We start from the raw sequence: 25,419 nt of genomic DNA on the forward strand, positions 1-25,419 counted from the left end.
GCCCAGTTCGCCGTCATCTTCGGCGAACGCTTCATCAAGGCCATGGCGGCGTAATGTTCATCCGCCCGCCCGCACACGAAATTCCTGACACTCCCACGCTGAGCGAAGTCGAAACGCACTCCCCGCCATCGCCTTCGCCCTAACTGCACAACCCCGTTCGGCGTTTGAGGTGAATGCCGGGGCTTGGCCTTCGACTGCGCTCAGGCGGAACGGACGTTAGGGTTGGGTCCAAACAGCCGTTCACGCTGAGCGAAGTCGAAGCGCACGCCCCGCCCTCACCCCGGGCTCACAACCCCGCCGCCGCCTCGATGATCGGCACAAACTTCGCCGCCGTCAGGCTGGCACCGCCGACCAGCGCGCCGTCGACATTCTCGACCGCCAGCAGCGTCGCGGCATTGTCGCCCGTCACCGAGCCGCCGTACAAGATCCGCACCCCGTCCGCCGCATCGCCGATCAGCATGCGCAGCTTGGCGCGGGCGATGGCGTGGATGCTGGCGATCTCTTCGACGGTCGGCGTCCGCCCCGTGCCGATCGCCCAGCGCGGTTCATAGGCGAGCGTGAACCAGCTGCCATCGGCATTGTCGGGCACCGACTTCTCGATCTGCGCCTGCACCACCCGCTCGGCCCGGCCGGCATTGCGCTCCGCCTCGGTCTCGCCGCAGCACAGGATGACGTGAAGACCGTTGCGATGCGCCGCCGCCGCCTTGGCCCAGGCGTCCTGGCTGGTCTCGCCCTGGTCTGCGCGGCGTTCGGAATGGCCGACGATGGTGAAGCGCGCGCCCGCCTCCTTGACCATCCCCGCCGAGACGCAGCCGGTATGCGCGCCCGAATCGCGCTCATGCACGTCCTCGGCGCCAATCGACAGGTCGGGCACGCGCTCGGCCGCCGCCGCGATCAGCGTGAAGGGCACCGCCATCGCCACATCGACCTGCGGAGCCGCATTCGCCGCCGCCGCGACGGCGTCCAGCTCGGCCAATGCCGCGCGCGAGCCGTTCATCTTCCAATTGCCCGCCACCAGTTTGCGCCGTGCCATTTCAGGGGCTCCCATGAGTCGACTGTTATACGTGTTCAACACCGATAGCGGATCGCGCGCGCGGCACAAGCTTGATGCGGGCGCGCCGTCCCCCTAAAGCACATGCGTTTTTATCCTTTGCCGATCGGTCGTCCATGCTCAGCTTCTTCCGCCGGATCATCAATTCCAAGGCCGGCGTCATCGTGACCTTCATCGTGCTGGGCATCATCGCGATCGCCTTTGCCGCCGGTGACGTGTCCAATATCGCAGGGATGGCCGGCGGGCTGACCGGTTCGACCGTCGCCAAGGTGGGCGATGCGAAGGTGACCGTCGACGATCTGCGCACCGCCGCGCAGAACGAGGTCGCCGCCTATCGCCAGGAACAGCCGACGCTCGACATGGCGCAGTTCATCGCCGCCGGCGGGTTCGAGGGCGTGTTGCAGCGCGAAGTGACCGGCCTGTCGCTCGAGGAGTTCGGCAAGGACCAGGGCATGGTCGTGTCACGCCGGCTGATCGATGGCCAGATCGCCTCGATCCCCGCCTTTCGCGGCCCCAATGGCCAGTTCGATCCGGCGCTGTATCAACAGCTTCTGGCGCAGCGGAAGATGACCGACGCGCAGGTCCGCACCGATCTCCAGCGCACGCTGTTCGCACAGCAGCTGACCGTGCCGACGATCGGCGCGACCCAGATGGCGACTCAGATGGCGCTGCCCTATGCCTCGCTGCTCCTCGAAAGGCGTCAGGGTGAGGTCGGCTATATTCCGACCCGTCTGGTCGGTGCCGGCGCCGCGCCGAGCGATGCCGACATCCAGGCCTTCTACACCCGCAACGTCCAACGCTACACGCTGCCGGAGCGCCGTGTGGTGCGCTATGCGCTGGTGACGCCCGCCTCGATCGCCGGCCAGTCCGCGCCGAGCGAAGCGGAGATCGCACGCTATTACCAGACCAACGCCGCGCGCTATGCCGCCACCCAGAAGCGCGACGTAACGCAGGTGATCGTCGCCGATCAGGCCGGCGCCAACGCGCTGGCCGCGCGTGCCAAGGGCGGCGCCAGCCTGGCCGATGCCGCCCGCGCCGCCGGGTTGGAAGCCTCGGTGCAGAAGGGCGTCGACAAGGCGACCTATGCCACGCAGAGCACGCCGGCAGTCGCCGATGCGGTGTTCGGCGCAGCGCAGGGCGCGGTCGTCGGTCCGGTGCGCGGTCCGCTCGGCTTCGTCGTCGCGCGCGTCGACGCGGTGACCCAGGTCGCCGGCAAGACGCTGGCGCAGGTTCGCCCCGAGATCGTCGCCGAACTGACCAAGCAAAAGCAGACCGCCGCGCTGGGCGAGACCCGCAACGCGATCGAGGACTCGCTGTCGGGCAACGCGACCTTCGACGAGGTTGTCGCCGACCGCAAGTTGCAGGCGCAGACCACCCCCGCCGTCACCGCGCAGGGCGCCGCGCCCGAGACGCCCGGCTTCCAGCCGACGCCCGAGCAGCGCGCGATGATCACCGCCGCCTTCACCGCCGAGGAAGGCGACGCGCCGCAGATCGTGCCCGTCGGCCAGGATGGCGGCTTCGCCATCGTCGGCGTCGGTCAGATCCAGCGCTCCGCCCCGCGTCCGCTGGCGCAGGTCCGCCAGCAGGTGCTGGCCGATCTGACCGCCGACCGCGCCCGCGCCGCCGCGCGCAAGCTGGCCAATGCCGTGCTCGCCAAGGTGAACAAGGGCATGCCGATGGCGCAGGCGCTGAAGGAAACCGGGCTGGCGGTGCCGCCGGTCCGTCCGATCGCCGCGTCGCGCCGCGACCTTGCCGCCGCGCAGAACACGCCCGCCGCCGCGCCGCTCGCGCTGCTGTTCTCGATGCCGCAGGGCAAGGCCAAAACGCTGGAGGCCCCGGCCAATGAGGGCTGGTACATCATCCGCGCGACCAAAATCGATGCGGGCAACGCCACCGGCAACACCGCCGCGATCCAGGCCGCACGCCAGGACATCGGCCGCCTGATCGGCCGCGAATATGTCTCGCAGTTCGCGCGCGCCGTGCGCGACACGGTCGGCGTGAAGACCGATCCGAAGGCGGTGGCGAAGGTGCGCTCGGAGCTGCTGAACAATGGGAGCAACTAAGCCCCGCACCGACGACGCCGCGATCGCCCAGCTTCAGGCGGGTCGCCCCGCGCTGATCTGGCGTCGGCAGATCGCCGACACCGAAACGCCGGTCGCCGCCGCGCTGAAGCTGATCGAGCCGGGGCGCGGTGACTTCCTACTGGAGTCGGTCGAGGGTGGTGCCACGCGCGGGCGCTACAGCCTGATTGGCCTTGCCCCCGATCTGGTGTTCCGCGCGCATGGTCATGATGCGGCGATCAACCGTCACTGGGCGACCGATCGCGAGACGTTCGAGTCCTGCACCGCGCCGACGCTGGAGGCGCTGCGCCAGCTGGTCGCCGAATGCCGCGCCGATGTGCCCGAGGGACTGCCCGCCGCGCTCGCCTGTCTGGTCGGCTATTTCGGCTATGAGACGGTCGGGCTGGTCGAGACGCTGCCCCAGCCGGCGAGCGATCCGCTCGGCCTGCCCGACATGATCTTCGTGCGGCCGACGGTGATCCTGGTGTTCGACCGGCTGGCCGACGCGCTCTATCTGGTCGCACCCGTCTGGCCGGGTTCGGACGTCGATCCCGTGAGGGCGGTTGCCGAGGCGCAGGACCGACTGGACGCCACCGCCGCCCGGCTGGCCTCGACTCCCCTGCCCGCGCCGGTTCGCGCCGAGCTGGACGAACCCGTTTATACCCCCGCCCTGCCTGCCGGCCGCTATGGCGAGATGGTGGCGCGTGCGAAGGACTATATCGTCGCGGGCGACATTTTTCAGGTGGTGCTGGCGCAGCGTTTTTCCGCGCCGTTCGCGCTACCGCCGTTCGAGCTGTATCGCAGCCTGCGCCGGATCAACCCGTCGCCCTTCCTCTACCATCTCGACCTGCCGGGCTTCGCGCTGATCGGGTCCAGTCCCGAAATCCTCGTGCGCGTCCGTGAGGGCGAGGTGACGATCCGCCCGATCGCGGGCACGCGCCCGCGCGGGAAGACCGGGGCGGAGGACATCGCCCATCGCGACAGCCTGCTCGCCGACCCCAAGGAGCGCGCCGAGCATCTGATGCTGCTCGACCTGGGCCGCAACGATGTGGGCCGTGCGGCGCAGGCGGGCAGCGTCCGCGTGACCGACAGCTATACGGTCGAATTCTACAGCCATGTGATGCACATCGTGTCCAACGTCGTCGGCCGGCTGGCGGAGGACAAGGACGCGCTCGACGCGCTGTTCGCGGGCTTTCCCGCCGGCACGGTCAGCGGCGCGCCCAAGGTGCGAGCCTGCCAGATCATCGCCGAGCTGGAGCCGGAGCGACGCGGTGCCTATGCCGGCGGCGTCGGCTATTTCTCGCCCGATGGTTCGATGGACTCGTGCATCGTGCTGCGCACCGCCGTCGTCAAGGATGGCACCATCCATGTCCAGGCGGGCGCGGGCATCGTCGCCGACAGCGATCCGGCGTATGAACAGCGCGAATGCGAGGCCAAGGCCGGCGCGATGCTGGCGGCGGCACGCGATGCGGTCGCACGGGCGAGCGAAGGCGGTTTCGGGCAGTAAGGTCCGGGCCGTTATGCCGGGGGCGGGATCGCTGGTCCCGTGGTGCCGCCGAAGTTCAGGAAACGAACGGCTCCCCCGCGCAGGCGGGGGTCCAGTTCTTTTTCCATGTGCCGGTGATTCGGGACCTCGCCTTCCGATTAGGCCGACAAAGGAACTGGGCCCCCGCCTTCGCGGGGGAACGGGGTACCGGCCGGGTTTCTGGTGGCAAAATCTCCGCGACCCGCTTGCTCCCCATCGGCGTATGCACGCCATGTGGTGGCAAGGTTGGATAAAAATGGCTTGGAGCAGTAAGCGCAAGTCCCCGTATTGGAGGCAGGATCGCTTCGGCATGATGCCGCCAAATTTCATGCCGCGAACAGTTCCCTCGCGAAGGCGGGGGCCCAGTTCTCTTTCAAACTCCGTTTATTCGGGAACTCCCCGTCCGATCAGCCCCTAAAAAACTGGGCCCCTGCCTGCGCGGGGGAACGACGAGCAAATCAGGTTCCGGCCTACGAATACTCAGCGCCCCGCTCACTCCCCATCGGCCGCCGGCGGCGTCGCCTCGGCTTGGCGGGCGCGGCGTTCGGCCTGATATTGCTGGTTCCACATCATGCTGCATCCGGTCTGGCCGCCAGTACCGATCGGCGAGCAGGTATTGGGGATGCCCCCGGCGACGCGGCCGACCTGATCCATCGTCGCCGCGCGATTGACCCAGCTCTGGTTCTGCGCCGCGATGGGCCGATCGTCGCGCAGCGCCTTGGGGATGCGATACGGTTCGTCGTCGCGGCCGCAGACCACAACCTCCTCAGCGGTGCTCTCGGGACATTTCTGGTCACCGGTCAGCGTCACGTTGCGGACACGCTTGGGCGGTTGGCCGGTGGCCGCCTGCTGATCCTGTGATGCCGTCTGGGCATAGGCGCTCCCCGAGGACAAGAGCAGGGCGGCAATCAGGGCGGCTCGAACCATGGCGACGGGACTCCTTTGATATTCTAACGTCAGACACGGCGCATGGCTCCATGCTGAACGATCGCCCAAGCGCGCGCATTCGGGCGAAATTACGGCCGCCGGCCGCATGTCCGGCCTGTTCGACCCCAAAGGCGTGACCATAAGGGAAAGCGGGGCGTTGCACCGCCCGTACGATCGGCTATGGCGGTCCCATGATCCTGGTCGTCGACAATTACGACAGCTTCACCTGGAACCTCGTCCATTATCTTCAGGAATTGGGCAGCGAGGTGGAGGTGGTCCGCAACGACGCGATCTCGGCGGGCCAAGCGCTCTCGTCGGGGGCGCAGGCTTTTCTCATCTCCCCCGGCCCCTGCACGCCGACCGAGGCGGGCGTCAGCCTGGACCTGGTCGCCGCCGCCGCCGATGCCGGTCGGCCGCTGCTGGGCGTGTGCCTGGGCCATCAGGCGATCGGCCAGCATTTTGGCGGGCTGGTCCAGCGTGGCGGGCTGATGCACGGCAAGACGTCGCCCGTGCTGCATGACGGGACCGGGCTGTTCCGCGGCCTCCCCTCGCCCTTCACCGCGACGCGCTATCACTCGCTGATCGTCAACGATGTGCCGGACGATCTGGTCGTCAATGCGCGTGCCGAGGACGGGACGGTGATGGGCTTCCGGCACCGGACGCTGCCGATCCACGGCGTCCAGTTCCACCCGGAAAGCATCGCCACCGAATATGGCCATGCGATGCTCGCCAATTTCCTGCGCGAGGCGGGCGTGGCGCACGATCTGCCCGAACGGCTGCGGCCCCCGGTCGGACACGCCGCGTGACGACCATCGCCTTGCTGCCCGACACGGCCAGCCCGCTGTCCCGCGAAAGCGCGGCGGCGGCCTTTTCCGACATTCTGGACGGGCGCGCCGAGGACGAGGCCATCGCCGCCTTCCTGATCGGCCTGACCGAGCGCGGTGAAACCTCGATCGAGATCGCCGAGGCCGCGCGCGCCATGCGCCAGCGGCTGATCCCGATCGAAGCGCCGGCGGGCACCATCGATGTCTGCGGCACCGGAGGCGACGGACATCACACGCTGAACGTCTCGACCGCCGTGTCGCTGGTCGTCGCCAGTTTGGGCGTGCCGGTGGCCAAGCATGGCAACCGTGCCGCCTCGTCCAAGGCGGGGGCCGCCGACACGCTGGAGGTGCTGGGCCTCGACATGCAACGCGCGGGTGAGATGGCGCAGGCCAGCCTGACCGATATCGGCATCGCCTTCCTCTTCGCCGCCAATCATCACCCCGCGATGGCGCGGATCACTCCGATCCGGAAGCGGATCGCGCGGCGGACGGTATTCAACCTGATGGGGCCGCTCGCCAATCCCGCGCATGTCGGGCGGCAGCTGATCGGCATCGCCCGCCCCGACTATGCGACCGTCTATGCCGAGGCGCTCGAGCAGCTGGGGGCCGAGGCGGCCTTGGTCGTATCGGGCGAGGAAGGGCTGGACGAACTGTCGGGCGCCGGACCCAGCATTACCGTGTCGGTCGGCCAGGTCGACGCGCCCCGCACGATCACGCCCGAGGATGCCGGACTGCCCCGTCATCCCATCACCGCCATTCGCGGCGGCGACGCGCGGCACAATGCCGAGGCGCTTCGCCGTCTGCTCGCCGGAGAGCCGGGCGCCTATCGCGACGCCGTTCTCCTCAACGCCGCGGCCGCGCTGCTGGTCGCCGGGCATAGCGCCGATCTGGCCCAGGGGGCCGTGGCCGCCGCCCGCGCGATCGACAGCGGCGAGGCCGCCGCCCTCCTCGATCGATGGATTGCTTACCGATGACGATGCTCGACCGCATCCTGGAAACCAAGCGCGCCGATGTCGCCGCGCGCAAGGCGACCATGTCGCACGCCGATCTCGACGCGCGCATTTCGCAGGTCTCCGCGCCGCGCGGCTTTCGCGCCGCCCTCGACGCCAGGACCGGCCATGCGCTGATCGCCGAGGTCAAGAAGGCCAGCCCCTCCAAAGGGCTGATCCGCGCCGATTTCGACCCGCCCGCCCATGCCCGTGCCTATGAGGCGGGCGGTGCCGCCTGCCTGTCGGTGCTGACCGACGAGCGTTGGTTCCAGGGGGCCGACGCCTATCTGGAACAGGCCCGCGCCGCCGTGTCGATCCCGGTGCTGCGCAAGGACTTCATGGTCGATCCGTGGCAGGTGCACGAATCGCGGGCGCTGGGTGCGGACGCGATCCTGATCATCGTCGCCGCGCTCGACGATACGCAGATGCAGGAGATCGAGGCGGCCGCCATCGACTGCGGCATGGACGCGCTGGTCGAGGTGCACGACGCCGCCGAGATGGAGCGCGCCGCCCGGCTCAAGTCGCGGCTGATCGGAGTAAACAACCGCGATCTCAGGGACTTCTCGGTCGATTTTCAGCGGACCTATGATCTGGTCGCGCACGCTCCTGCCGGTGCGACCTTCGTCGCCGAAAGCGGGCTGACCAGCCGCGCCGATCTGGACGCGATGGCCGAGCATGGCATCCGCTGCTTCCTGATCGGCGAGGCGCTGATGCGCCAGCATGACGTCGAGGCGGCGACCCGCGCGCTGGTCGGATGAGCGGACTGACCCATCTCGACGACCAGGGCTCGGCCCGGATGGTCGATGTCGGGGGCAAGACCGTCACCCAGCGTCAGGCGGTCGCGCGGGGACGCATCACGATGACGCCCGAAGCCGCCGCCGCGATCGCGGCCGGTAGCGTCCAGAAGGGCGACGTGCTGGCGGTCGCGCGAGTGGCCGGGATCATGGCCGCCAAGAAGACAAGCGACTTGATCCCGCTATGCCATCCGCTGCCGCTGAGCAAGGTCGAGATCGACCTCGTCCTGGACGACACCGGCGTGACCGCCACCGCGACCGCCGCGACCGCAGGGCAGACGGGCGTCGAGATGGAGGCGCTGACCGCCGTGTCAGTGACGCTCCTGACCGTCTACGATATGGCAAAGGCGCTCGATAAGCGCATGACGATAGGCGACATTCGCCTGTTGTCGAAGACGGGCGGCAAATCGGGCGACTGGCACGCCTGAGCCCCGGAACTTCGGGCGCGTCGGGTGCGTCCTTCGCGTCAACAGGAGTGACCGCCATTCTCTTACCCGTCACCGAAGCCCAGCAGCGCCTGATCGCGCTGACGACCGATCGCCCCGTCACCCATGTCGCGTTGCGCGAGGCCGCCGGCCGCTGGGCCGCCGAGGATGTGCCCGCCCGCCGGACCCAGCCGGCGAGCGACCTGTCGGCGATGGACGGCTATGCGATCCGCTTCGCCGATATGCCCGGTCCCTGGACGGTGATCGGCGAAAGCGCGGCGGGGCGGCCCTTCACCGGCCGTGTTGGTCCGGGGCAAGCGACCCGCATCTTCACCGGCGCCGCGCTTCCCAAGGGCACGGACACCGTGCTCGTGCAGGAAGAGGCCGCGCGCGACGGTGACCGACTGATCCTGGCCGGCGAAGGGCCGGCGCATCAAGGGCGTAATGTCCGCCGCAAGGGGTTGGACTTCACGACCGGCGACCGGCTGATCAGGGCCGGCGAGCGGCTGACCCCGGCACGGATCGCGGTGGCGGCGACGGGCGGCCATGCCACCCTGCCCGTTCGCCCGCGCGTGCGCGTCGCCATCGCCGCTACGGGCGACGAACTGGTCGCGCCGGGGGCGGGCGATCCCGCCGCCCTGCCCGAATCCAACGGCGCGATGCTGGCGGCGATGCTGGCCGACCTGCCGGTCGACATCATCGATCTGGGGATATTGCCCGACAATCTCGATCGGCTGCGCGATGCCTTTGCCGGCGTCGATGCCGACCTGCTGGTCACGACGGGCGGTGCCTCGGTCGGCGACCATGATCTGGTCCAGCCCGCGCTCAAGGCGGCGGGCGGGAGCATCGATTTCTGGCGGATCGCGCTACGTCCCGGCAAGCCGATGATGGCGGGCCGCCTGGGCAAGGCGGTGGTGTTGGGCCTGCCCGGCAATCCCGTGTCCGCGTTCGTGACCGCTCTATTGTTCGTCAAGCTGTTGATCGCGCATCTGGCGGGGGCGGCCGACCCCTTCCCCGCGCCGATCCCCGCTGTGCTTGGGGAGGATCTGCCCGCCAATGGGCCGCGCATCGACTATCTGCGTGCTGCAATGATTGACGGGCGTGTCCATGCCGCCGCCATTCAGGACAGCTCGATGCTGCTGACGTTGGCGCGTTCGACCTGCCTGATCATCCGTCCACCGCATGCGCCGCCGGCCAGCGCGGGCGACTCGGCGGAAATCCTGATGCTCGCTTGACGCAAGCCTTTCCGTTCCATATAAGTTCCACGTCTGTTCTGGACGGAGGATCGCGATGCTCACCGCAAAGCAGCATGAGCTTGTCTGCTTCATCAATGACCGATTGAAGGAAACCGGCGTTTCGCCGTCCTTTGAGGAGATGAAGGAGGCGCTGGACCTCAAGTCCAAGTCGGGCGTCCACCGCCTGATCTCCGCGCTGGAGGAACGCAATTTCATCCGCCGCCTGCCCAATCGCGCCCGCGCCTTGGAAGTGCTGCGGATGCCCGACCGTCCCGAAAAGTCGGCGGCCGTGCCGACGGTGGCGGACAATGTCCGCACGCCCTCGCCGCATGTGCCGATCGAGGCCGCGAACGACGTGGTCGAAATCCCGTTGCACGGCCGTATCGCCGCCGGTGTGCCGATCGAGGCGTTCGAGGGCAGTTCGATGCTCGCGGTACCCGCCGCGCTGCTGGGATCGGGCGAGCATTATGCGCTGGAAGTCTCGGGCGATTCGATGGTCGAGGCGGGCATCTTGGACGGCGATTATGCGCTGATCCGCCGCACCGATGTGGCGCGCGATGGCCAGATCGTCGTCGCGCTGATCGACGAGGCGGAAGCGACGCTGAAATATTTTCGGCGCGAAGGCTCGATGGTACGGCTCGATCCCGCCAACCGCGCCTATGACCCGCAGCGTTATGCGCCGGCGCAGGTCCGGGTGCAGGGCAAGCTTTCCGGGATCTTGCGCCGCTACGATTGAGCCGCGGTGACGGCCGGGAGACGCCGTTGGGTATCGGCCGGCCATGGGGTTGCATGTGACACGCAGCTGACGTTCGGAATGACGAAGCTTGTGACCAAGATTTAGGTTTTCGCGTCAGCCCTTTGCAAACACGACAAAAACCCGCGGGATCACCGTCTCACACGCCAAGCGGCTTAATGGCTCCAGACTTGTCTGGCCGCAGGCCGTGACAACTGTCTTCATCATGGCAGCATAGGCCCCTTCCTACCGTGCGGAAGCTGGTCAAGCGCAGATTATCCCCCGCCCCATGGCTACGGATCGTTCAGCGCCCCCCATGAGACACCGATCGCCGCCAGGGATGTCCGTCGCCCGGCCGATTGACCGTCGCGACCCGGGGCGGATCGAGCCAGACCGTGACGCCGCCGGTCCGGCGTAAAACGGGCGTATCCAGCTTCAACCATCGCGGGCGGCACGCCTGCGGCAGACGCCGGTCGGCGATCATGATGTCGACGCGTCGACACAGCGTGATCAGGCTGCTCCACGGCACCGCATAGCCGCTGCGCGTCGCGGCGATCCGCCATGATCGCCCGCCCGCCATCATGCGCGTCAGGCAGACATCCTTCCCGCATCGCGCGGCGGACTGATCGGACAGCGCGGCGAGTTCCCCCTGCGATCCGCTCATCTCCGCCAGCGTGGTCCGCATATAGTCCCCCGCCCGCTCGCGGAGCAGCGCCATGCCGCCATCGGTCCGGATCGCGGCATGCCGCCCGTCGCCGGTCACGATCAGATCGGGAGCCGGCGCGACGAGCATGGCCGCCGTCCCGCCCAGCAACAGCGGCACCCCGATCCAGCGCCCCCGCGTCCGCCACAAGGCCAGCCAGAGCCCTCCGGCCACCGCCAGCGCGAACGTCCAGGCGGGCGCGACCGGCATCGCCACCGCTGCGCCTGGCCGACTGGCGACGAAATGGGCGAGGCGCAGCAACGCCTCCAATGCCCATTCGAGCATCTGCCAGAAGGGGCCCGCCAATCCCCATGGCTCCAGCAAAAGGGCTACCATCTCGATCGGCATCGCGACGAAGGTCGTCCACGGGATCGCAACGATATTGGCGAATGCGCCGTAGAGCCCCGCCTTGTGGAAGTGAAAGATCGCGATCGGCATCAACGCCGCCTCGACCACCAGCCCGGTCACCAGCAACGCCCCACCCTGTCGGGCGATCGACCAGCGCCAGTCGGGATGCGGCCCGAACCAGCGACGCATCGCGGGGTGCTCGTGCAGCGCGACAATGGCGGTGATCGCCGCGAAGGAGAGTTGGAAGCTCGCCCCCATCAGCGCCTCGGGCCGGAACAGCAGCACGATCACCGCCCCCGCCGCGACCAGCCGCAAGGTCATCGCCTCCCGCCCCAGCGCCAGTGCCGCCAGCACCAGCATCGCGGCCACGCAGGAGCGGATCGTCGGCACCTCCGCCCCCGTCAGCCACGTATAGCCGATCGCCGCCAAGGCCCCCGCCAGCGCACCGACCAGCGGCAACCGTACCCGCAGCGCCAGCCAGGGCCACAATGCCAGCAACCGGATGGTGATCGTCATGACGATGCCGACCACGGCGGTGATATGCAGTCCGCTGACCGACAAGAGATGCGCCAAGCCGGCGCGCCGCATCGCCTCGGCATCCGCCAGCCCGATCGCGCCGACATCGCCGGTCGCCAGCGCCGCCGCGATCCCGCCGGCGCTGCCCTCGACGCGCGTGGTGATGCGCCGCGACAGACGCTGGCGCAGGCCGTCCTCCCGCTGTGCGCGCCGCAGGACGGTGACGGGCGCGAAGCCCCGACCCGTCGCGCCGATCCCCTGAAACCAGGCGGCGCAGGCGAAGTCGTAACCACCGGGCGCGACGGGGCCGGCCGGCGGCATCAGCCTGGCCCGCAATTGCAGGACCGCCCCGCGCCCCAGCCCCGCTGGTACATCGCCATCGGCGATCGAGACGCGGATGCGCGGTGGCAGGGTCAGGGTACGCCCGCGTCCGTCACGCGCCGTGACCGGACGGAGCATGACCCGCACCATCTGCCGCGCCATCAATCGCTCGGTATCATCGACCCGCGCGATCATATCGGCGATGACCGGCCGCGCCAGCACCGGCGCAGCCACCGACTCGGCGCGTAGCCAGGCCAGCGACAGCCCCGCCAGCATCAGCAAGGCCATTGCCCAGACCATTCGCGCGATACGGCCGCCATCCGCCACCACCGCGGCCGCCAGAGCCATCCCCGCCAGCAGACAGGCGAAGGCGGCCCAAGCGCGCGGATCGGGCAACAGGAACCAGGCGGCGATGCCCAGCCCCAGGCCGACCGGCATCCATAATGCTATCTGGGTCCGCTCAGCCTCGGCCCAGCATTCGGCCCGGTCGCGAAGGCCGCGCGACCCCCGCTGCATAGCCACGAAGCGCGGCATTTGGCGGCGCGGGCGCTTGATGCTAGGGGCTGCGGCGGCTGAATGGGCCATCGGATTTCATGATTGGGAGTATGCGCGGTTGAGCGCAACAGATGATATCGCCGCCAATGGGGTCGTGACCCGTTTCGCGCCCTCGCCGACCGGCTTCCTCCACATCGGCGGCGCGCGCACCGCGCTGTTCAACTGGCTGTTCGCCCGTCACCACGGCGGCAAGTTCCTGCTGCGCATCGAGGATACCGACCGGGTCCGCTCGACCCAACCGGCGATCGATGCGATCCTGGACGGCATGCGCTGGCTGGGGCTGGACTGGGACGGCGAGGCGGTGTTCCAGTTCGCCCGCGCCGATCGCCATGCCGAGGTCGCGCACGAGATGATGGCGCGCGGCCACGCCTATCGCTGTTACATGACGCAGGACGAGATCACCGCCCAGCGCGAGGCCGCGCAGGCCGCCAAGCAGCCGCTGCGCATCCGCTCGCCGTGGCGCGACGCCGATCCCGCGACCGCACCCGAAGGTCAGCCCTTCGTCGTCCGCCTGCGCGCGCCGCGTGAAGGCTCGGTCACGATCGAGGACCAGGTGCAGGGCAGCGTCACCGTCCAGAATGCCGAGCTCGACGACCTCATCCTGCTCCGCTCGGACGGGACGCCGACCTATATGCTGGCGGTGGTGGTCGACGATCACGACATGGGCGTCACCCATGTCATTCGCGGCGACGATCACCTCAACAACGCCTTCCGCCAGTTGCCGATCTACAAGGCGATGGGCTGGCCCGAGCCGACCTATGCGCACATCCCGCTGATCCACGGCGCGGATGGGGCCAAGCTGTCCAAGCGTCACGGCGCGGTCGGGATCGAGGCGTATCGCGATGAGATGGGCATCCTGCCCGAAGCGCTCGGCAATTATCTGCTCCGCCTCGGCTGGGGGCATGGCGATGCCGAGATCATCGCGCGCGAGGATGCGGTACAGTGGTTCGACCTCGCCAATGTGGGCAAGGCGCCGTCGCGCTTCGACCTGAAGAAGCTGGAAAACCTCAACGCCCATTATATCCGCGAAGCCGACGACGGCCGCCTGGCCGAGCTGACCGCCAAGCGCATGGGCGTCGAGGATGTCGCGCTGCTGACCGCCGCGATGCCGTCGCTCAAGCCCCGCGCAGCGAATTTGAACGAGCTGGCGGACGGCGCACGGTTCCTTTTCACGACCCGTCCGTTGACCATGGACGACGCCGCAGCCGGCCTTCTCGATGAAAAGGCACGGAACATTCTCTTTGCCGTGCACAGCGCGCTTGACGCGGTGCACAACTGGGATACGGAGCTTTTGGAAGACGCGGTACGCAAGGTGGCCGAAGCCGAGGGCGTGAAGCTCGGCCAGGTCGCCCAGCCACTCCGCGCTGCCTTGACCGGACGCAAGACGTCACCGGGGATCTTCGACGTGCTCAGCCTGTTGGGCCGTGAGGAAAGCCTGGGTCGGATCGCGGACCAGATGACCGCAGATAGGAAGGATAATTGAGCATGAGCGACACCGCGAAATTCAACATCGCAGGCAAAGAGTTCGACTATCCGGTCATGTCCGGTTCGATCGGCCCGGACGTGGTCGACATCCGCAAGCTCTATGCGCAGACCGGCGCGTTCACCTATGATCCCGGCTTCACCTCGACCGCGTCGTGCCGGTCGGAGCTGACCTATATCGATGGCGACCAGGGCGTGCTGCTCCATCGCGGCTATCCGATCGGCGAACTGGCCGAGAACAGCAGCTTCATGGAAGTGGCCTATCTGCTGCTGAACGGCGAACTGCCGAACCAGGACGAGCTGTCGGGCTTCACCAACACCATCACGCGCCACACCATGGTGCATGAGCAGCTGGCGGCGTTCTTCCGTGGCTTCCGCCGCGACGCGCACCCGATGGCGATCATGTGCGGCGTGGTCGGCGCGCTATCGGCCTTTTATCACGACTCGACCGACATCCATGATCCGGTGCAACGCACGATCGCGTCGCACCGCCTGATCGCCAAGATCCCGACGATCGCGGCGATGGCGTACAAATACTCGGTGGGCCAGCCCTTCCTGTACCCGGACAACTCGCTGTCCTACACCGGCAACTTCCTGCGCATGACCTTCGGCGTTCCGGCCGAGCCGTATGAGGTGAACCCGGCCGTCGAAAAGGCGATGGACCGCATCTTCATCCTGCACGCCGATCACGAGCAGAACGCCTCGACCTCGACCGTCCGTCTGGCGGGCTCGTCGGGCGCCAATCCGTTCGCGTGCATCGCGGCGGGCATCGCCTGCCTCTGGGGTCCGGCGCATGGCGGCGCGAATGAGGCCGCGCTCAACATGCTGCGCGAGATCGGCACGCCCGATCGCATCCCCGAGTTCATCGCGCGCGCCAAGGACAAGAACGATCCGTTCCGCCTGATGGGCTTCGGTCACCGCGTCTACAAGAACTACGATCCGCGCGCGACCGTGATGCAGAAGACCGTGCGCGAAGTGTTCGACGCGCTGAAGGTCAACGATCCGCTGTTCGAGACGGCGCTGCGCCTCGAAGAGATCGCGCTGAACGACGATTATTTCGTCGAGAAGAAGCTGTTCCCGAACGTCGACTTCTATTCGGGCGTCATCCTGTCGGCGATCGGCTTCCCGACCGAGATGTTCACCGTGCTCTTCGCGCTCGCTCGCACCGTCGGCTGGGTCGCGCAGTGGAACGAGATGATCACCGATCCCGACCAGAAGATCGGCCGTCCGCGTCAGCTCTATACCGGCCCGACGCAGCGTTCCTACGTCCCGGTTTCGCAGCGCTAAGCGATGAACCGGGTCCGGCCGATCCTGATCGCCATCGGCGTCATGCTGGCACTGACCGGCGCGTTGTGGATCGGCCAGGGCCTGGGTTACATCCGCTGGCCCGAACAGAGTTTCATGCTCGGCCGCGGCGAATGGGCCGATCGCGGCGCGTTCACCGCAGTGGCGGGACTGGCGCTGATTCTGGTCGCACGGCGACTGCCCCGGCGGCGCTGACGGCCGGTCAGGACCAGAGACGAAAAGGGCTCCCTCGGGAGCCCTTTTTATTGCGCGCGCAGGCGGAAGGTGAAGGTGGCGCCCTCGCCGGGCATGCTTTCGACGCTCAGGTCACCGCCCATCGCCCGCGCCAGGCGGCGCGCGATATAGAGGCCCAGGCCATTGCCGCCCGGCTCGGTCGGATCGACGCGTTCGAATTTCTCGAAGATGCGGGCCTGATCCTCGGGTGCGATCCCCTTGCCCTGGTCGACCACGCGGACAAGCGCCGCATCGCCGTCGCGTTCGGCCGTCACCACCACCTCGCCACCGCGCGGGGAATAGCGCAGCGCGTTGCCGATCAGGTTGATCAGGATTTGCAGGCTGCGTCCGAAATCGCCGATCGCGCCCAGGGTTTCGGTGATGGCGGGGCGCTGGATCGTCACCCCGGCGGTTTCGGCGCGGACGCCGAGCAGGCCGGCGGCCCGGCGCGCGACATCGGCCAGGTCCATCGGCATCGCCGCAAGCCGGAAATCGGGCTGTTCGATCGCCTGAAGCTCGACCAGATTGTCGACCAGCCCCATCAGATGGCGCCCCGCATGCGCGATGTCGCTGGCATAATCGGCATAGGTCGCCGCCACCGGACCGTCGCCCTGCGCGGCGATGCTGTCGGCATTGGCGACGATCCGCGCCAGCGGCGTGCGCAACGCGCGGTCGAGGCCGTTGGTGAAGCTCTCGGTCAGCGGTAGGGTGCCGGGCGATACGGTTTCCACGTCCTCGCCCGCCTCGTCTACCAGAAAGGCCGCGCCGATCAGCCCGGCGATGCCGCCCATGGCATCGTGCCGGATCGCCGCCGACAGGCGGACCGGCGCGTCGGTCGGCCGCAGCCTGGCCCCCTGCCCGTCCAGCGGCACCGGATCGGTGAGCAGCCGCCCGCCCGCCGCCGTGTCGAAGACGAACAGCGCATGGAGGGGCTGCCCCAGCAGCGCGGTCGCATCGAACCCATGGCGGGTGCCCGACGATAGCGAAATCAGGCGGAGCGCGGCATCGGTTTCCCACCGGAAATCGGCACCGGTCGCAGCGAATTCGGGGGGTGTCGCGCTCGGCCTCCACGCGTCGCGATCACGCCAGCCGCTGACGCTCAGCCGGATCTGGCCGGTCTCGGGCCGCGCCTGCACCCACAGGTCGAGATCGCCCTCATCGTCCGCGACGACCATGCGGCGCGACACCGCGATGCCCAACCGGCGGGCGAGCTGCGCGATCGTCGCGATGGGTGCCACCGCCAGCCGGTCATGCGCCCCGCCCCCGGCGCGCATATGCAGCAGCTCGATCGGCGGATCGGCGGACAGGATGCGGTTCTCGCCGTCGAGGATCGCCCGCGCCACCATCGATTCGCCGGGGCTGTTCATCGACGTCATCGCGGCAGCGTTCCGTCGAGCCGGTCGATCGCGGTCCGGAACGCGCGCGGCAGCTTCAACAGCGCCAGCGCCTCGGTCGCGTCCGTCGCGGCGATCGCCATCACCGCATCCAGCCCATCGGCAAAACGCTCGACATCGCGGCGGCGGTCGGCCTCGCTGATCGCCCAACCGATCCGGGCGATCGTCGCCCGGTTGAGATCGAGCGCCCTCAGCGCCAGCCACAACCGGTCGCCATCCGGCTCCAGCACGATCTCGCGGACATCGCGATCGTCCAGCCGCAGGGCATGGGCGAGCAGCGCGATGAACAGGCCGAGCTGGCGGTCGGACAGACATTCGAGCAGCAGCGCCGGCAATTCGCTCGGCCGCGCATCGATCGCCGTCGCCAGCCGCAGCGCGGGCGCGCCGAAGCACGCGCCCTCATCGCGTGCGTCGAGCATCCGCTCGGCCGCCTGCGCCAGCGCACGATCCGCCGCCGGGCGATGATTAGCGCGCATCGCGGCGGCGATCATCCAGATCAATCGCTCCTGCGCTCGGTGCGACAGGATCGCATAATCCTCCGCATGGCTCGCCGGTGCCTGCGCATGGCCTTCGGCGGCCAGCACCGCGCGGGCGGCGGAGGCGACGATCCGGTCGGGCGCCTCGGTCAGCCGGACGAGCAGGCTGGGCGCGTCGCCCCCCATGGCCTCGCTGGGCAACGCATCCGCGATCAGCCGCTGCTGCGCCTGGGCGACCAGTTCGTCCACCAGCGTTGAATCGTGCAACAGGCCCGCTATTTGCAGCCGCACGACGATGTCGGAAGCCGTGGCGGGCCAAGGATCGGCCTGATCATGGCCGGTATCGGCCGCCAGCCGGCTCGCCTGATGCTTCAGATCGCGGGCGACCGCCTCGACCAGCCCGCGAAGCCGGGTGCCCACGGCCAGCCGGATCTGGTCGCTCAGCCGGGCGGCTTCGTCCAGCCCCAGTTCGACCAGCGCCGCCTGCCGCCGCCGGGCCGCGCGGCTGCGCGCCTGCGCGACGCGCGCGAACAGCGACGCGGCTGGCGGGTCAGCCTGATACGGGTCCGGTTCTACGGCCATCCGGCATCGCTAACCCCTATGATCTTAATGCGACACTAAACTTGTGCGCGTAATGTCTCGATTGCGGACGCCAATGTCGCAATCGCATACACCCCCGCCAGCGCCAGCCCCCACAGGCCGATGCCCAGCATCGTCGCGGGGAGCATGACGAGCAGATAGGCCGGCGGGCTGGCCCACCAGCGCCGGCGAAAACGATAGAGCGCGGCGCGCTCCGCCAGAATGCCGAGGATGACCAGCATCAGCGCCAGCACCGGCCCCAATTCGTCCCCGGCGACGCGGTAATATTGCCAGCCCATCCCTGCGACCACGATGGCGGTCAGCGCGGCGATGGCGGCCGACTGCGCCTTGGCCGCCGGCTGTTCGTCGCGCAGGCCTGCCAGCGTCTCGCCCAGCCCCAGCCCGAGCGTCCCCGCGATCGCCATGCACAGGCCAAGTGCGGGCAGCCCGAACAGGATCAGGATCAGGCCCAGCGCGCCAAGACCGACACCCGCACCGCCCGCAACATGCGCCGGCACCGCCCGCTCGACCAGACGCGGCAGCGCGAAGCGCGCCACGGGGGCGAGGATGTAGCGATCGAACCAGCTCCGCCGCCCCGACACCAGCCGCGCGACGACCGCCCGACCGCGCGCGTCCAGCGTCTCACCGCGATGGACGATGCCGTGCCCCGCCCGCTCCGCCTCGGCCGGCAACAGGATATGGGTCGCATGCGCCTGTGCCGCGAGACGCAGCAGCGTCGATTGCAGGTCATAGTCGCGCGGCAGCGCCGCCACCTCGGCTACGCGGCGCGGATCGACGCGCGCGACGCCGGCCCAGGCCATCTGCCCGCCGACACGCTCCAGCCCGGCCTCGGCTCCCGCCTCGGGCACGACCATCAACGCGTCATGACCGGTATCGCGCAGGACCAGCGCGATCGTCTCCTCGGTGGTGATCAGCCCGTCCGCCAGCACGATCAGGCGCGACAGCGGATGCAGCTTCTCGGCCGCCTCGACCGCGCTGCGGACCGTATCGACCACCACGCCACGCTGCGCGATCCGGGCGATGGCGCCCAGCAATTCGGGGGTCAGGCGCGCGACGACGATGATCACCTGCGCCGCGCCGGCGGCGATCAGCAGCCGCGCCTGATATTCGATCAGGGTGACGCCGGCGAATGGCAGGGTGGCCGTCAACCGCCCGGGGCGGTCTTCAGCATCGTCGATCGCAAATAATAGCCCGGACAACATCGGTCGCTGTTAGGCGCTTGACGGCGTGCTTGCCAGCCCCGACCCGCACAGGCACGTCAGAGTCGCGCGACGACCTCGCCGATCCGCTCGAGCAGGGCGGGATCGGCCTCGTCCATCTCCGCCGCCTGACCCGCCAGGGTCATCAGCGGCAGCGCATTGACGCTGGCCGCCAGCCCCTTCAGCCGCAGCGCGGCCTCGCGCCATTCAGCGCCGCCCTGGGCCTTGTGCATCGCCTCCAGCGCGCGGGTCGCACTGTCGACGAAAGCGATACGCAAATCCTGGATCACGGCCGGTTCGTCACCCGCAACCGCTGCCAGGGCAGCGTCGATCGTTCCGCGTTCATAGGTCATGATGGCTCCCATAAACCGGAAGCTCCTGCACGGAATAGCGCAATTCGCTTTCTGCCGCCGGCAAACGTGATAAACCGACCCATTGTGACACGGGGGCTTGGATGATCGTGGATTTGCGCGCGGAGCGTCAGGACAGATCGGACCTGCTGGACGAAGCGTCGATCGCTGACGACGCGCCGCAGCCCTTCGACGTCGCCGACCCCATGACGCGCCCCGCCCCCGGCCAGCCGGCGCAGGTCTGGCTGGAGGATCGGGTCGGCATCCCCGCCGAGCCGCCCGCCCCCCGCTGGCCGCTGTTCGCTGCCATCGCGCTGTCCACATTATGGCTGGTCGGCATCGTCCTGTGGGGGCTTGCCGGATCGTCGCCGGTGACGCCCGACAGCTTCGCCCCGATCCTGACGCTGGCGCTCGCAGGGCCGATGCTGGTCACGCTCCTCTGGCTGATCGCACAGCGTAGCAGCCGCGCCGAGCAGCGCCGCTTCGCGCTGACCGCGCGTGACATGCGCGACGAGGCGCTGGCGCTGGAGAGCGCGGTCGCTGCCATCGGCCGCATGCTCGAGGCCAATCGCGGCGAACTGTCGGCGCAGGCCGTGGCGCTGGCGGAGATGGCGCAAGCCGCCGAAACCCGCTTCAACGCGATCGCCCGCGACCTGGCCGACGACATCCAGATGGTCGAGGCGCATGGCCGCACGCTGGCTGATGTCGCGGGCACCAGCCAGTCCAATCTCGCGCATCTGCTCGACGCGCTGCCCCACGCCGTGGACGAAGTCGGCGAGGCGAGCGACCGGATGGCGGAGGCCGCCCGCTCGGCGCAGAGCCATGCCGCCGCGCTCGACGCGCAGCTGGTCGCGCTCGGCCGGCGCGGGCAGGATGCCGATACGATCGCCAGCGGCGCCGCGCAGCGTCTGGCCACGCATCTGGAACAGATGGAGGCGACCAGCCGCGCCGCAAGCGCGCATCTGGACACCGTCACCGCCCATGTCGCGGCGACCATCGACGCGCTGCTCGAACGCGCCGCGCAGGCGCTCGACCAGTCGCGTCAGGGCATCGCCGAACAGGGCGAGGTGTTGGTCGCGATGGTCGGCGAGAACCAGCAGGCGCTCGACAGCGCGGCCCGCGACAGCGCCGATGCGCTGGCCGAGCGACTGACCCAGGTCGACGGTGCGGTGACCCGCCTGACCGCCGAACTGGAGGCGCAGCGGATCGCGGGCGAGGCGATCGTCGACACGCTCGACGCGCAGCTCGACCGGGTAGAGACGCGCATCGCGACGCTCCATGTCCAAGGCACCGAAAAGTCGCAGATGCTCGCCGCCTCGATCAGCGCGCTGGGCGGATCGGCGGATGCGATGACCGGCGCGCTGGAGGCGGGCGAGAGCATGGCCAATCGCGTGATCGGCACGACCGAGACGCTGCTGATCGCGCTGGATGCCGCCGCGCGCGAGATCGACGAGACACTGCCCGAGGCGCTGGCGCGGCTCGACCAACGGATCGTCGGCAGCCATGAGATCGTCGTCCGGACCAAGCCCGAATTGCTGGCGCTGGTGACCGCCGCCGAAAGCACCCACGAAGCGATCGAAGCGATTGCCGAGGTCATCGCCGAGCAGCGCCAGACGCTGGAAACCCTGTCGGGCACGCTGATCGAAACGCTATCGACCGGCCGCGCCAAGGCGGATGCGCTGGGCATGATGGTCGAGGAGACGATCGACCGCACGAACCAGTTCGCCGACGAGGCCGCGCCCAAGCTGGTCGACGCGCTGCTCCGCGTCCGCGAAACCGCCGTGACGGCCGCCGACAGCGCGCGCGAGACGCTGGCCAACGTCATCCCGGAGGCGGCGAGCGTGCTCGAACATGCCAGCGCCGAGGCGATGCGCCGCGCCACCGGCAACACGGTCGAGCGCCAGGTCCATGCCATCGTCGACGCAACGCAAAGCGCGGTCGAGGCCGCGACCCGCGCGACGGAACGACTGGCGCGTCAGGCCGAGCTGATCGCGGAGAAGACCGCCGTCGTCGAAAGCCGGATCGAAAAAGCGCGCACCGAACGCGAGGACGCCGACCGCGACAATTTCGCGCGGCGTGCCTCGCTCTTGGTGGAGTCGCTCAACTCCGCCTCGATCGACATCGCCAAAATCTATGCGCCCGAAGTCACCGACAGCGCCTGGGCGGCCTATCTGAAGGGCGATCGCGGCGTCTTTACCCGGCGCGCGGTGCGTATCCTCGACTCGCATCAAGCGCGCGACATCGCCGATCTCTATGATCAGGACACCAAGTTCCGCGAGCATGTGAACCGCTATATCCATGACTTCGAGGCGATGCTGCGCGGCGTGCTGGCCCAGCGCGACGGGTCGCCACTGGGCGTGACGTTGCTGTCGTCGGACATGGGCAAGCTCTATGTCGCGCTCGCCCAGGCGATCGAGCGGCTTCGTTGACGTCTGACGATGTGTCGTGACGGCGGCCGAGACGCGAAGCCTGGCCGAGCCCTGATCGACATTCATTCCTCCCCTGTAAGGGGAGGTGGCAGGCCGAAGGCCTGACGGAGGGGTGTCCCCGTCGGCGAGATCCGCCTCAACGCACGACGGTCACCCCCCTTACAGGTAAGGAACGACGGCGGCCGTGTCCGAATGTCGACAAGGCCTAGCCCTGATCCACGTCCCGTTCATACAGCCGGTAGCGGTCATGCGCGATGTCCGGCCGCCGGCGCCATTCGCGCAACAAGACGGTCCGGCGACGGCGATAGCGATCGGCTAGCAGGCGCGCGCTAACGATGCGGTCGATGCGGAAGGTCCGGTAATCGCCGCGCAATTCGCACCAGCCGATGAGCACTTCCGCGCGGTTGTACAGGCCGGTCGCGAAGGGCCAGATGATGCGCCGCGACGGATCGCCGTCGATGTCACGATAGACGAGATGCATCCGCCGTTCCTCCCGAATGGCGGCGTCCAGTTCCAGTGGGTCACCCCCCTCATGATCCTCGGCATCCGGATCGATGCACGACAGGGTGGACCGCATAGCCATGGCCTGTTCCGGCGTCATCGCGGCCATGATCCGTGCGGCGGCATTGCGCGCCGCCCGCGTCGTGTCCGGGTCGGCATGCTCGGCGACTTCGGTCACGCCCAGGAGCAGCGCCTCGACCTCCTCGACCGGCAAATGCAACGGCGCCAGCACTATGCCGGGGGTCAGCCGATAGCCGCGCTCGGCGTCGCCCTCGATCTCGGCCCCCAGCGACCGGAGCGTCGCGATGTCACGATCTAGGGCACGCGGTGACATGCCGAGCTGCTCGGCCATGTGCCGGCCGGGCACGACACCGACCTGGCGATGCAGCAGATGGAGAATATCCAACAGGCGGGACGGGCGCGCCATGTCAGACGTCCCGGCTCACCCCGCTCCAGTCGAGCATGCCGGCGGTGATCCAACCATTGACATAGTTGAGATAGAACAGCGCGAACATCACCGTCGCGGTGATCGTCGTACGCAGCAGGAAGCGCCCGACCAGAAACACATGCGGCGCGCTTTCCGCCGTGCCGGGGATATGCTCACCCCCCGCCTCGTGCGTGGTCCTGACCCCGAAGGGCAGGACCAGGAACACGGCGAGGAACCAGAAGAGGACGTAGATCGCAAGGGCCGACGTCCAGTGCATGGTCTTATCCCTCGATCAGCAGAACGTCGACGATCGGCTTCTTGCCGGTCCAGCGCGTCGCGACCTTGCGCACCGAGAGGCGGATGTCCTCGCGCAGCTTGTCGGTCGCGCGACGCGGGCCGTCGACCGCCTTGGCCGCGGCAGCGATCGCCTCGGTAATGAAGGCATCGCGCTCGTCCTCGACCGGCACGCCCTGCACGCGAACCTGCGGGCTGCCCACCAGCCGCCCCTTGGCGACCGCGACGCCGACCGAGATCTGGCCGTTGATCGCCAGCTTACGCCGCTCGTTCATCGTCGAGCCGTCCGACGGCAGGATGACGTCGCCGTCGAGCACCAGCCGCCCGACCGGCACATTGCCGATCTTGGTCGCATTGCCGGGCAGCAGGCGGACCATGTCGCCGTCCGACTGGACGAGGGTCTGCGGCACGCCCTGCGTCGTGGCGAAGCGGGCATGTTCCATCATGTGCCGCATCTCGCCGTGCACCGGCATCAGCGTGCGCGGGCGCAGCCACTTGTACATCTGCGCCAGTTCGGGCTGGCCGGGATGGCCCGAGACATGGACATGCGCCTGACGCTCGGTGACCATGCGGACGCCCTTGCCCGCCAGGATGTTCTGGATACGGCCGACCGCCGTCTCGTTGCCCGGAATCTGGCGCGCCGAGAAGATCACCGTGTCGCCGGTGTCGAGCCGGATCGTGTGGCTGCCCTCGGCGATGCGCGACAGCGCCGCGCGCGGCTCACCCTGCCCACCGGTTGCGACGATCAGCACGCGGTCCTTGGGCAGGCGCATCGCCGTCTCGGGATCGACAACCTCGGGGAAGCCCTTGAAGTAGCCACAGGCGCGGCCGACCTTCAAAATCCGGTCGAGCGAGCGGCCGGTGACGCACAGCTTGCGCCCCGTTTCCTTGGCGACCTCGCCCAGCGTTACCAGACGCGCGGCGTTGGAGGCGAAGGTGGTGACGACCACGCGCCCCTTGGCCTTGGCAACCGTCTCGGCGATGCCGGGGCGCACGCTGGCTTCCGAGCCCGAGGCTTCGGTGTTGAAGGCGTTGGTGGAGTCGCACACCAGTACGTCGACGCCCATGTCGCCGATCGACGACAGCTGCGCAGGGCTGGCGGGCTTGCCGATGACGGGGGTCTGGTCGAGCTTCCAGTCGCCAGTATGGAAGACGCGGCCGACAGCGGTCTCGATCAGCAGCGCGTTGGCTTCGGGGATCGAGTGCGACAGCGGCACGAAGGTGAAGTCGAACGGGCCGACCTCGAACGTCTTGCCCGCCTCCATCACGCGCAGCTTGACGCGGTTGGCGCTGCCCTCTTCCTCCAGCTTGCCGCGCACCAGCCCGGCGGTGAAGGCGGTGGCGTAGATGGGCACGCCCAGATCCTCGGCCAGATAGGGCAGCGCGCCGATATGGTCTTCATGACCATGGGTCAGCACGATGCCAACCAAGTCGTCCAGCCGGTCCTCGATGAAGCTCAGGTCGGGCAGGATCACGTCGATGCCGGGATAGGCCGGATCGGCGAAGGTGATGCCGCAATCGACCATCACCCATTTGCCTTCGGTGCCGTACAGGTTCACGTTCATGCCGATTTCACCCGATCCACCGAGCGCGCAGAACAGCAATTCTTTCTTCGGAGTCATTCACTTCCTGACAATAGAAGCCCCGCCCCGCTGCAAGCGGAGGCCATGGGGCATAGGGATTGCGCCGGTCAGGGCGCGGTCATCTCATGCGTGGCTCGAACGCCCTGCGGATATTCGCGGG

Annotated in this window: 22 protein-coding genes; 12 read left to right on the forward strand and 10 right to left on the reverse strand. The window is 68.6% G+C overall.

Going from position 1 to position 25,419, the window contains the following annotated elements:
• Positions 1-286: 286 nt before the first annotated feature.
• Positions 287-1,033 (reverse strand): triose-phosphate isomerase, encoded by a 747-nt coding sequence (gene tpiA / locus GGR48_RS07765; RefSeq protein WP_183951359.1) that lies wholly within the window; start codon positions 1,031-1,033, stop codon positions 287-289.
• 134 nt (positions 1,034-1,167) lie between these two features.
• On the opposite strand from tpiA, the gene GGR48_RS07770 reads away from it, so the two are divergent.
• Both GGR48_RS07770 and trpE read left to right on the forward strand, forming a co-directional pair.
• Positions 1,168-3,114 (forward strand): peptidylprolyl isomerase, encoded by a 1,947-nt coding sequence (locus tag GGR48_RS07770; protein ID WP_183951360.1) that lies wholly within the window; start codon positions 1,168-1,170, stop codon positions 3,112-3,114.
• On the forward strand, positions 3,101-4,618 hold the full coding sequence (gene trpE / locus GGR48_RS07775; RefSeq protein ID WP_183951361.1) for an anthranilate synthase component I: 1,518 nt from the start codon (positions 3,101-3,103) through the stop codon (positions 4,616-4,618). Before GGR48_RS07770 ends, trpE begins: the two co-directional genes overlap by 14 nt.
• Before the next feature lie 510 nt (positions 4,619-5,128).
• On the opposite strand, the gene GGR48_RS07780 is transcribed toward trpE, so the two are convergent.
• Entirely contained in the window at positions 5,129-5,563 is a 435-nt protein-coding gene (locus GGR48_RS07780) for a hypothetical protein (protein ID WP_183951362.1), read from the reverse strand.
• 191 nt (positions 5,564-5,754) lie between these two features.
• Between GGR48_RS07780 and GGR48_RS07785 the strand changes: the two genes are divergently transcribed.
• Genes GGR48_RS07785 through lexA form a run of 6 tightly spaced genes read left to right on the forward strand, consistent with a single transcriptional unit; the run spans position 5,755 to position 10,566 of the window.
• Positions 5,755-6,369 carry an anthranilate synthase component II gene (locus tag GGR48_RS07785; RefSeq protein WP_183951363.1) on the forward strand — a complete coding sequence of 205 codons (615 nt, stop codon included), beginning with the start codon at positions 5,755-5,757 and terminating at the stop codon, positions 6,367-6,369.
• On the forward strand, positions 6,366-7,361 hold the full coding sequence (gene trpD / locus GGR48_RS07790; RefSeq protein WP_183951364.1) for an anthranilate phosphoribosyltransferase: 996 nt from the start codon (positions 6,366-6,368) through the stop codon (positions 7,359-7,361). The genes GGR48_RS07785 and trpD overlap by 4 nt, the downstream gene beginning before the upstream one ends.
• Entirely contained in the window at positions 7,358-8,134 is a 777-nt protein-coding gene (gene trpC / locus GGR48_RS07795; RefSeq protein WP_183951365.1) for an indole-3-glycerol phosphate synthase TrpC, read from the forward strand. The genes trpD and trpC overlap by 4 nt, the downstream gene beginning before the upstream one ends.
• On the forward strand, positions 8,131-8,598 hold the full coding sequence (gene moaC / locus GGR48_RS07800; protein WP_183951366.1) for a cyclic pyranopterin monophosphate synthase MoaC: 468 nt from the start codon (positions 8,131-8,133) through the stop codon (positions 8,596-8,598). The genes trpC and moaC overlap by 4 nt, the downstream gene beginning before the upstream one ends.
• A 47-nt stretch (positions 8,599-8,645) precedes the next feature.
• On the forward strand, positions 8,646-9,830 hold the full coding sequence (locus tag GGR48_RS07805) for a molybdopterin-binding protein (protein WP_183951367.1): 1,185 nt from the start codon (positions 8,646-8,648) through the stop codon (positions 9,828-9,830).
• Between the two features lie 55 nt (positions 9,831-9,885).
• Positions 9,886-10,566, forward strand: a complete 681-nt coding sequence (gene lexA, locus GGR48_RS07810) for a transcriptional repressor LexA (RefSeq protein ID WP_183951368.1) — start codon at positions 9,886-9,888, stop codon at positions 10,564-10,566.
• Between the two features lie 301 nt (positions 10,567-10,867).
• Here the strand turns inward: lexA and GGR48_RS07815 are convergent, their stop codons facing one another.
• Positions 10,868-12,967 (reverse strand): ComEC/Rec2 family competence protein, encoded by a 2,100-nt coding sequence (locus GGR48_RS07815; protein WP_183951481.1) that lies wholly within the window; start codon positions 12,965-12,967, stop codon positions 10,868-10,870.
• Between the two features lie 133 nt (positions 12,968-13,100).
• On the opposite strand from GGR48_RS07815, the gene gltX reads away from it, so the two are divergent.
• Genes gltX through GGR48_RS07830 form a run of 3 tightly spaced genes read left to right on the forward strand, consistent with a single transcriptional unit; the run spans position 13,101 to position 15,988 of the window.
• Positions 13,101-14,489, forward strand: coding sequence for a glutamate--tRNA ligase (gene gltX / locus GGR48_RS07820; protein WP_338110474.1), 1,389 nt, complete (start codon positions 13,101-13,103; stop codon positions 14,487-14,489).
• Between the two features lie 2 nt (positions 14,490-14,491).
• On the forward strand, positions 14,492-15,775 hold the full coding sequence (locus GGR48_RS07825; protein ID WP_183951370.1) for a citrate synthase: 1,284 nt from the start codon (positions 14,492-14,494) through the stop codon (positions 15,773-15,775).
• 3 nt (positions 15,776-15,778) lie between these two features.
• Complete coding sequence (locus GGR48_RS07830) at positions 15,779-15,988, forward strand: hypothetical protein (protein WP_183951371.1); 210 nt, start codon at positions 15,779-15,781, stop codon at positions 15,986-15,988.
• A gap of 47 nt (positions 15,989-16,035) precedes the next feature.
• Here the strand turns inward: GGR48_RS07830 and GGR48_RS07835 are convergent, their stop codons facing one another.
• From GGR48_RS07835 to GGR48_RS07850, 4 genes are all read right to left on the reverse strand, one after another.
• Positions 16,036-17,382, reverse strand: coding sequence for a sensor histidine kinase (locus GGR48_RS07835; RefSeq protein WP_420854042.1), 1,347 nt, complete (start codon positions 17,380-17,382; stop codon positions 16,036-16,038).
• Positions 17,379-18,458, reverse strand: coding sequence for a hypothetical protein (locus GGR48_RS07840; RefSeq protein WP_183951372.1), 1,080 nt, complete (start codon positions 18,456-18,458; stop codon positions 17,379-17,381). The genes GGR48_RS07835 and GGR48_RS07840 overlap by 4 nt, the downstream gene beginning before the upstream one ends.
• 35 nt (positions 18,459-18,493) lie before the next feature.
• Complete coding sequence (locus tag GGR48_RS07845) at positions 18,494-19,624, reverse strand: glycosyltransferase family protein (RefSeq protein ID WP_240455881.1); 1,131 nt, start codon at positions 19,622-19,624, stop codon at positions 18,494-18,496.
• 110 nt (positions 19,625-19,734) lie between these two features.
• Entirely contained in the window at positions 19,735-20,028 is a 294-nt protein-coding gene (locus GGR48_RS07850; RefSeq protein WP_183951374.1) for an Hpt domain-containing protein, read from the reverse strand.
• Between the two features lie 101 nt (positions 20,029-20,129).
• Here GGR48_RS07850 and GGR48_RS07855 point away from each other — a divergent pair, with 101 nt between their 5' ends.
• Positions 20,130-22,454 (forward strand): coiled-coil domain-containing protein, encoded by a 2,325-nt coding sequence (locus tag GGR48_RS07855; protein WP_240455882.1) that lies wholly within the window; start codon positions 20,130-20,132, stop codon positions 22,452-22,454.
• Between the two features lie 205 nt (positions 22,455-22,659).
• Here GGR48_RS07855 and GGR48_RS07860 read toward each other — a convergent pair whose 3' ends face one another.
• Genes GGR48_RS07860 through GGR48_RS07870 form a run of 3 tightly spaced genes read right to left on the reverse strand, consistent with a single transcriptional unit; the run spans position 22,660 to position 25,298 of the window.
• Positions 22,660-23,382: a helix-turn-helix transcriptional regulator gene (locus GGR48_RS07860; protein ID WP_183951375.1), complete on the reverse strand. Its 723-nt coding sequence runs from the start codon at positions 23,380-23,382 to the stop codon at positions 22,660-22,662.
• A gap of 1 nt (position 23,383) precedes the next feature.
• Positions 23,384-23,659: a DUF1467 family protein gene (locus GGR48_RS07865; protein ID WP_183951376.1), complete on the reverse strand. Its 276-nt coding sequence runs from the start codon at positions 23,657-23,659 to the stop codon at positions 23,384-23,386.
• 4 nt (positions 23,660-23,663) lie between these two features.
• Positions 23,664-25,298, reverse strand: a complete 1,635-nt coding sequence (locus GGR48_RS07870; protein WP_183951377.1) for a ribonuclease J — start codon at positions 25,296-25,298, stop codon at positions 23,664-23,666.
• Positions 25,299-25,419: the final 121 nt, after the last annotated feature.

This window comes from Sphingomonas pseudosanguinis (assembly GCF_014196255.1).
GTDB classification, from domain to species: Bacteria; Pseudomonadota; Alphaproteobacteria; order Sphingomonadales; family Sphingomonadaceae; genus Sphingomonas; species Sphingomonas pseudosanguinis.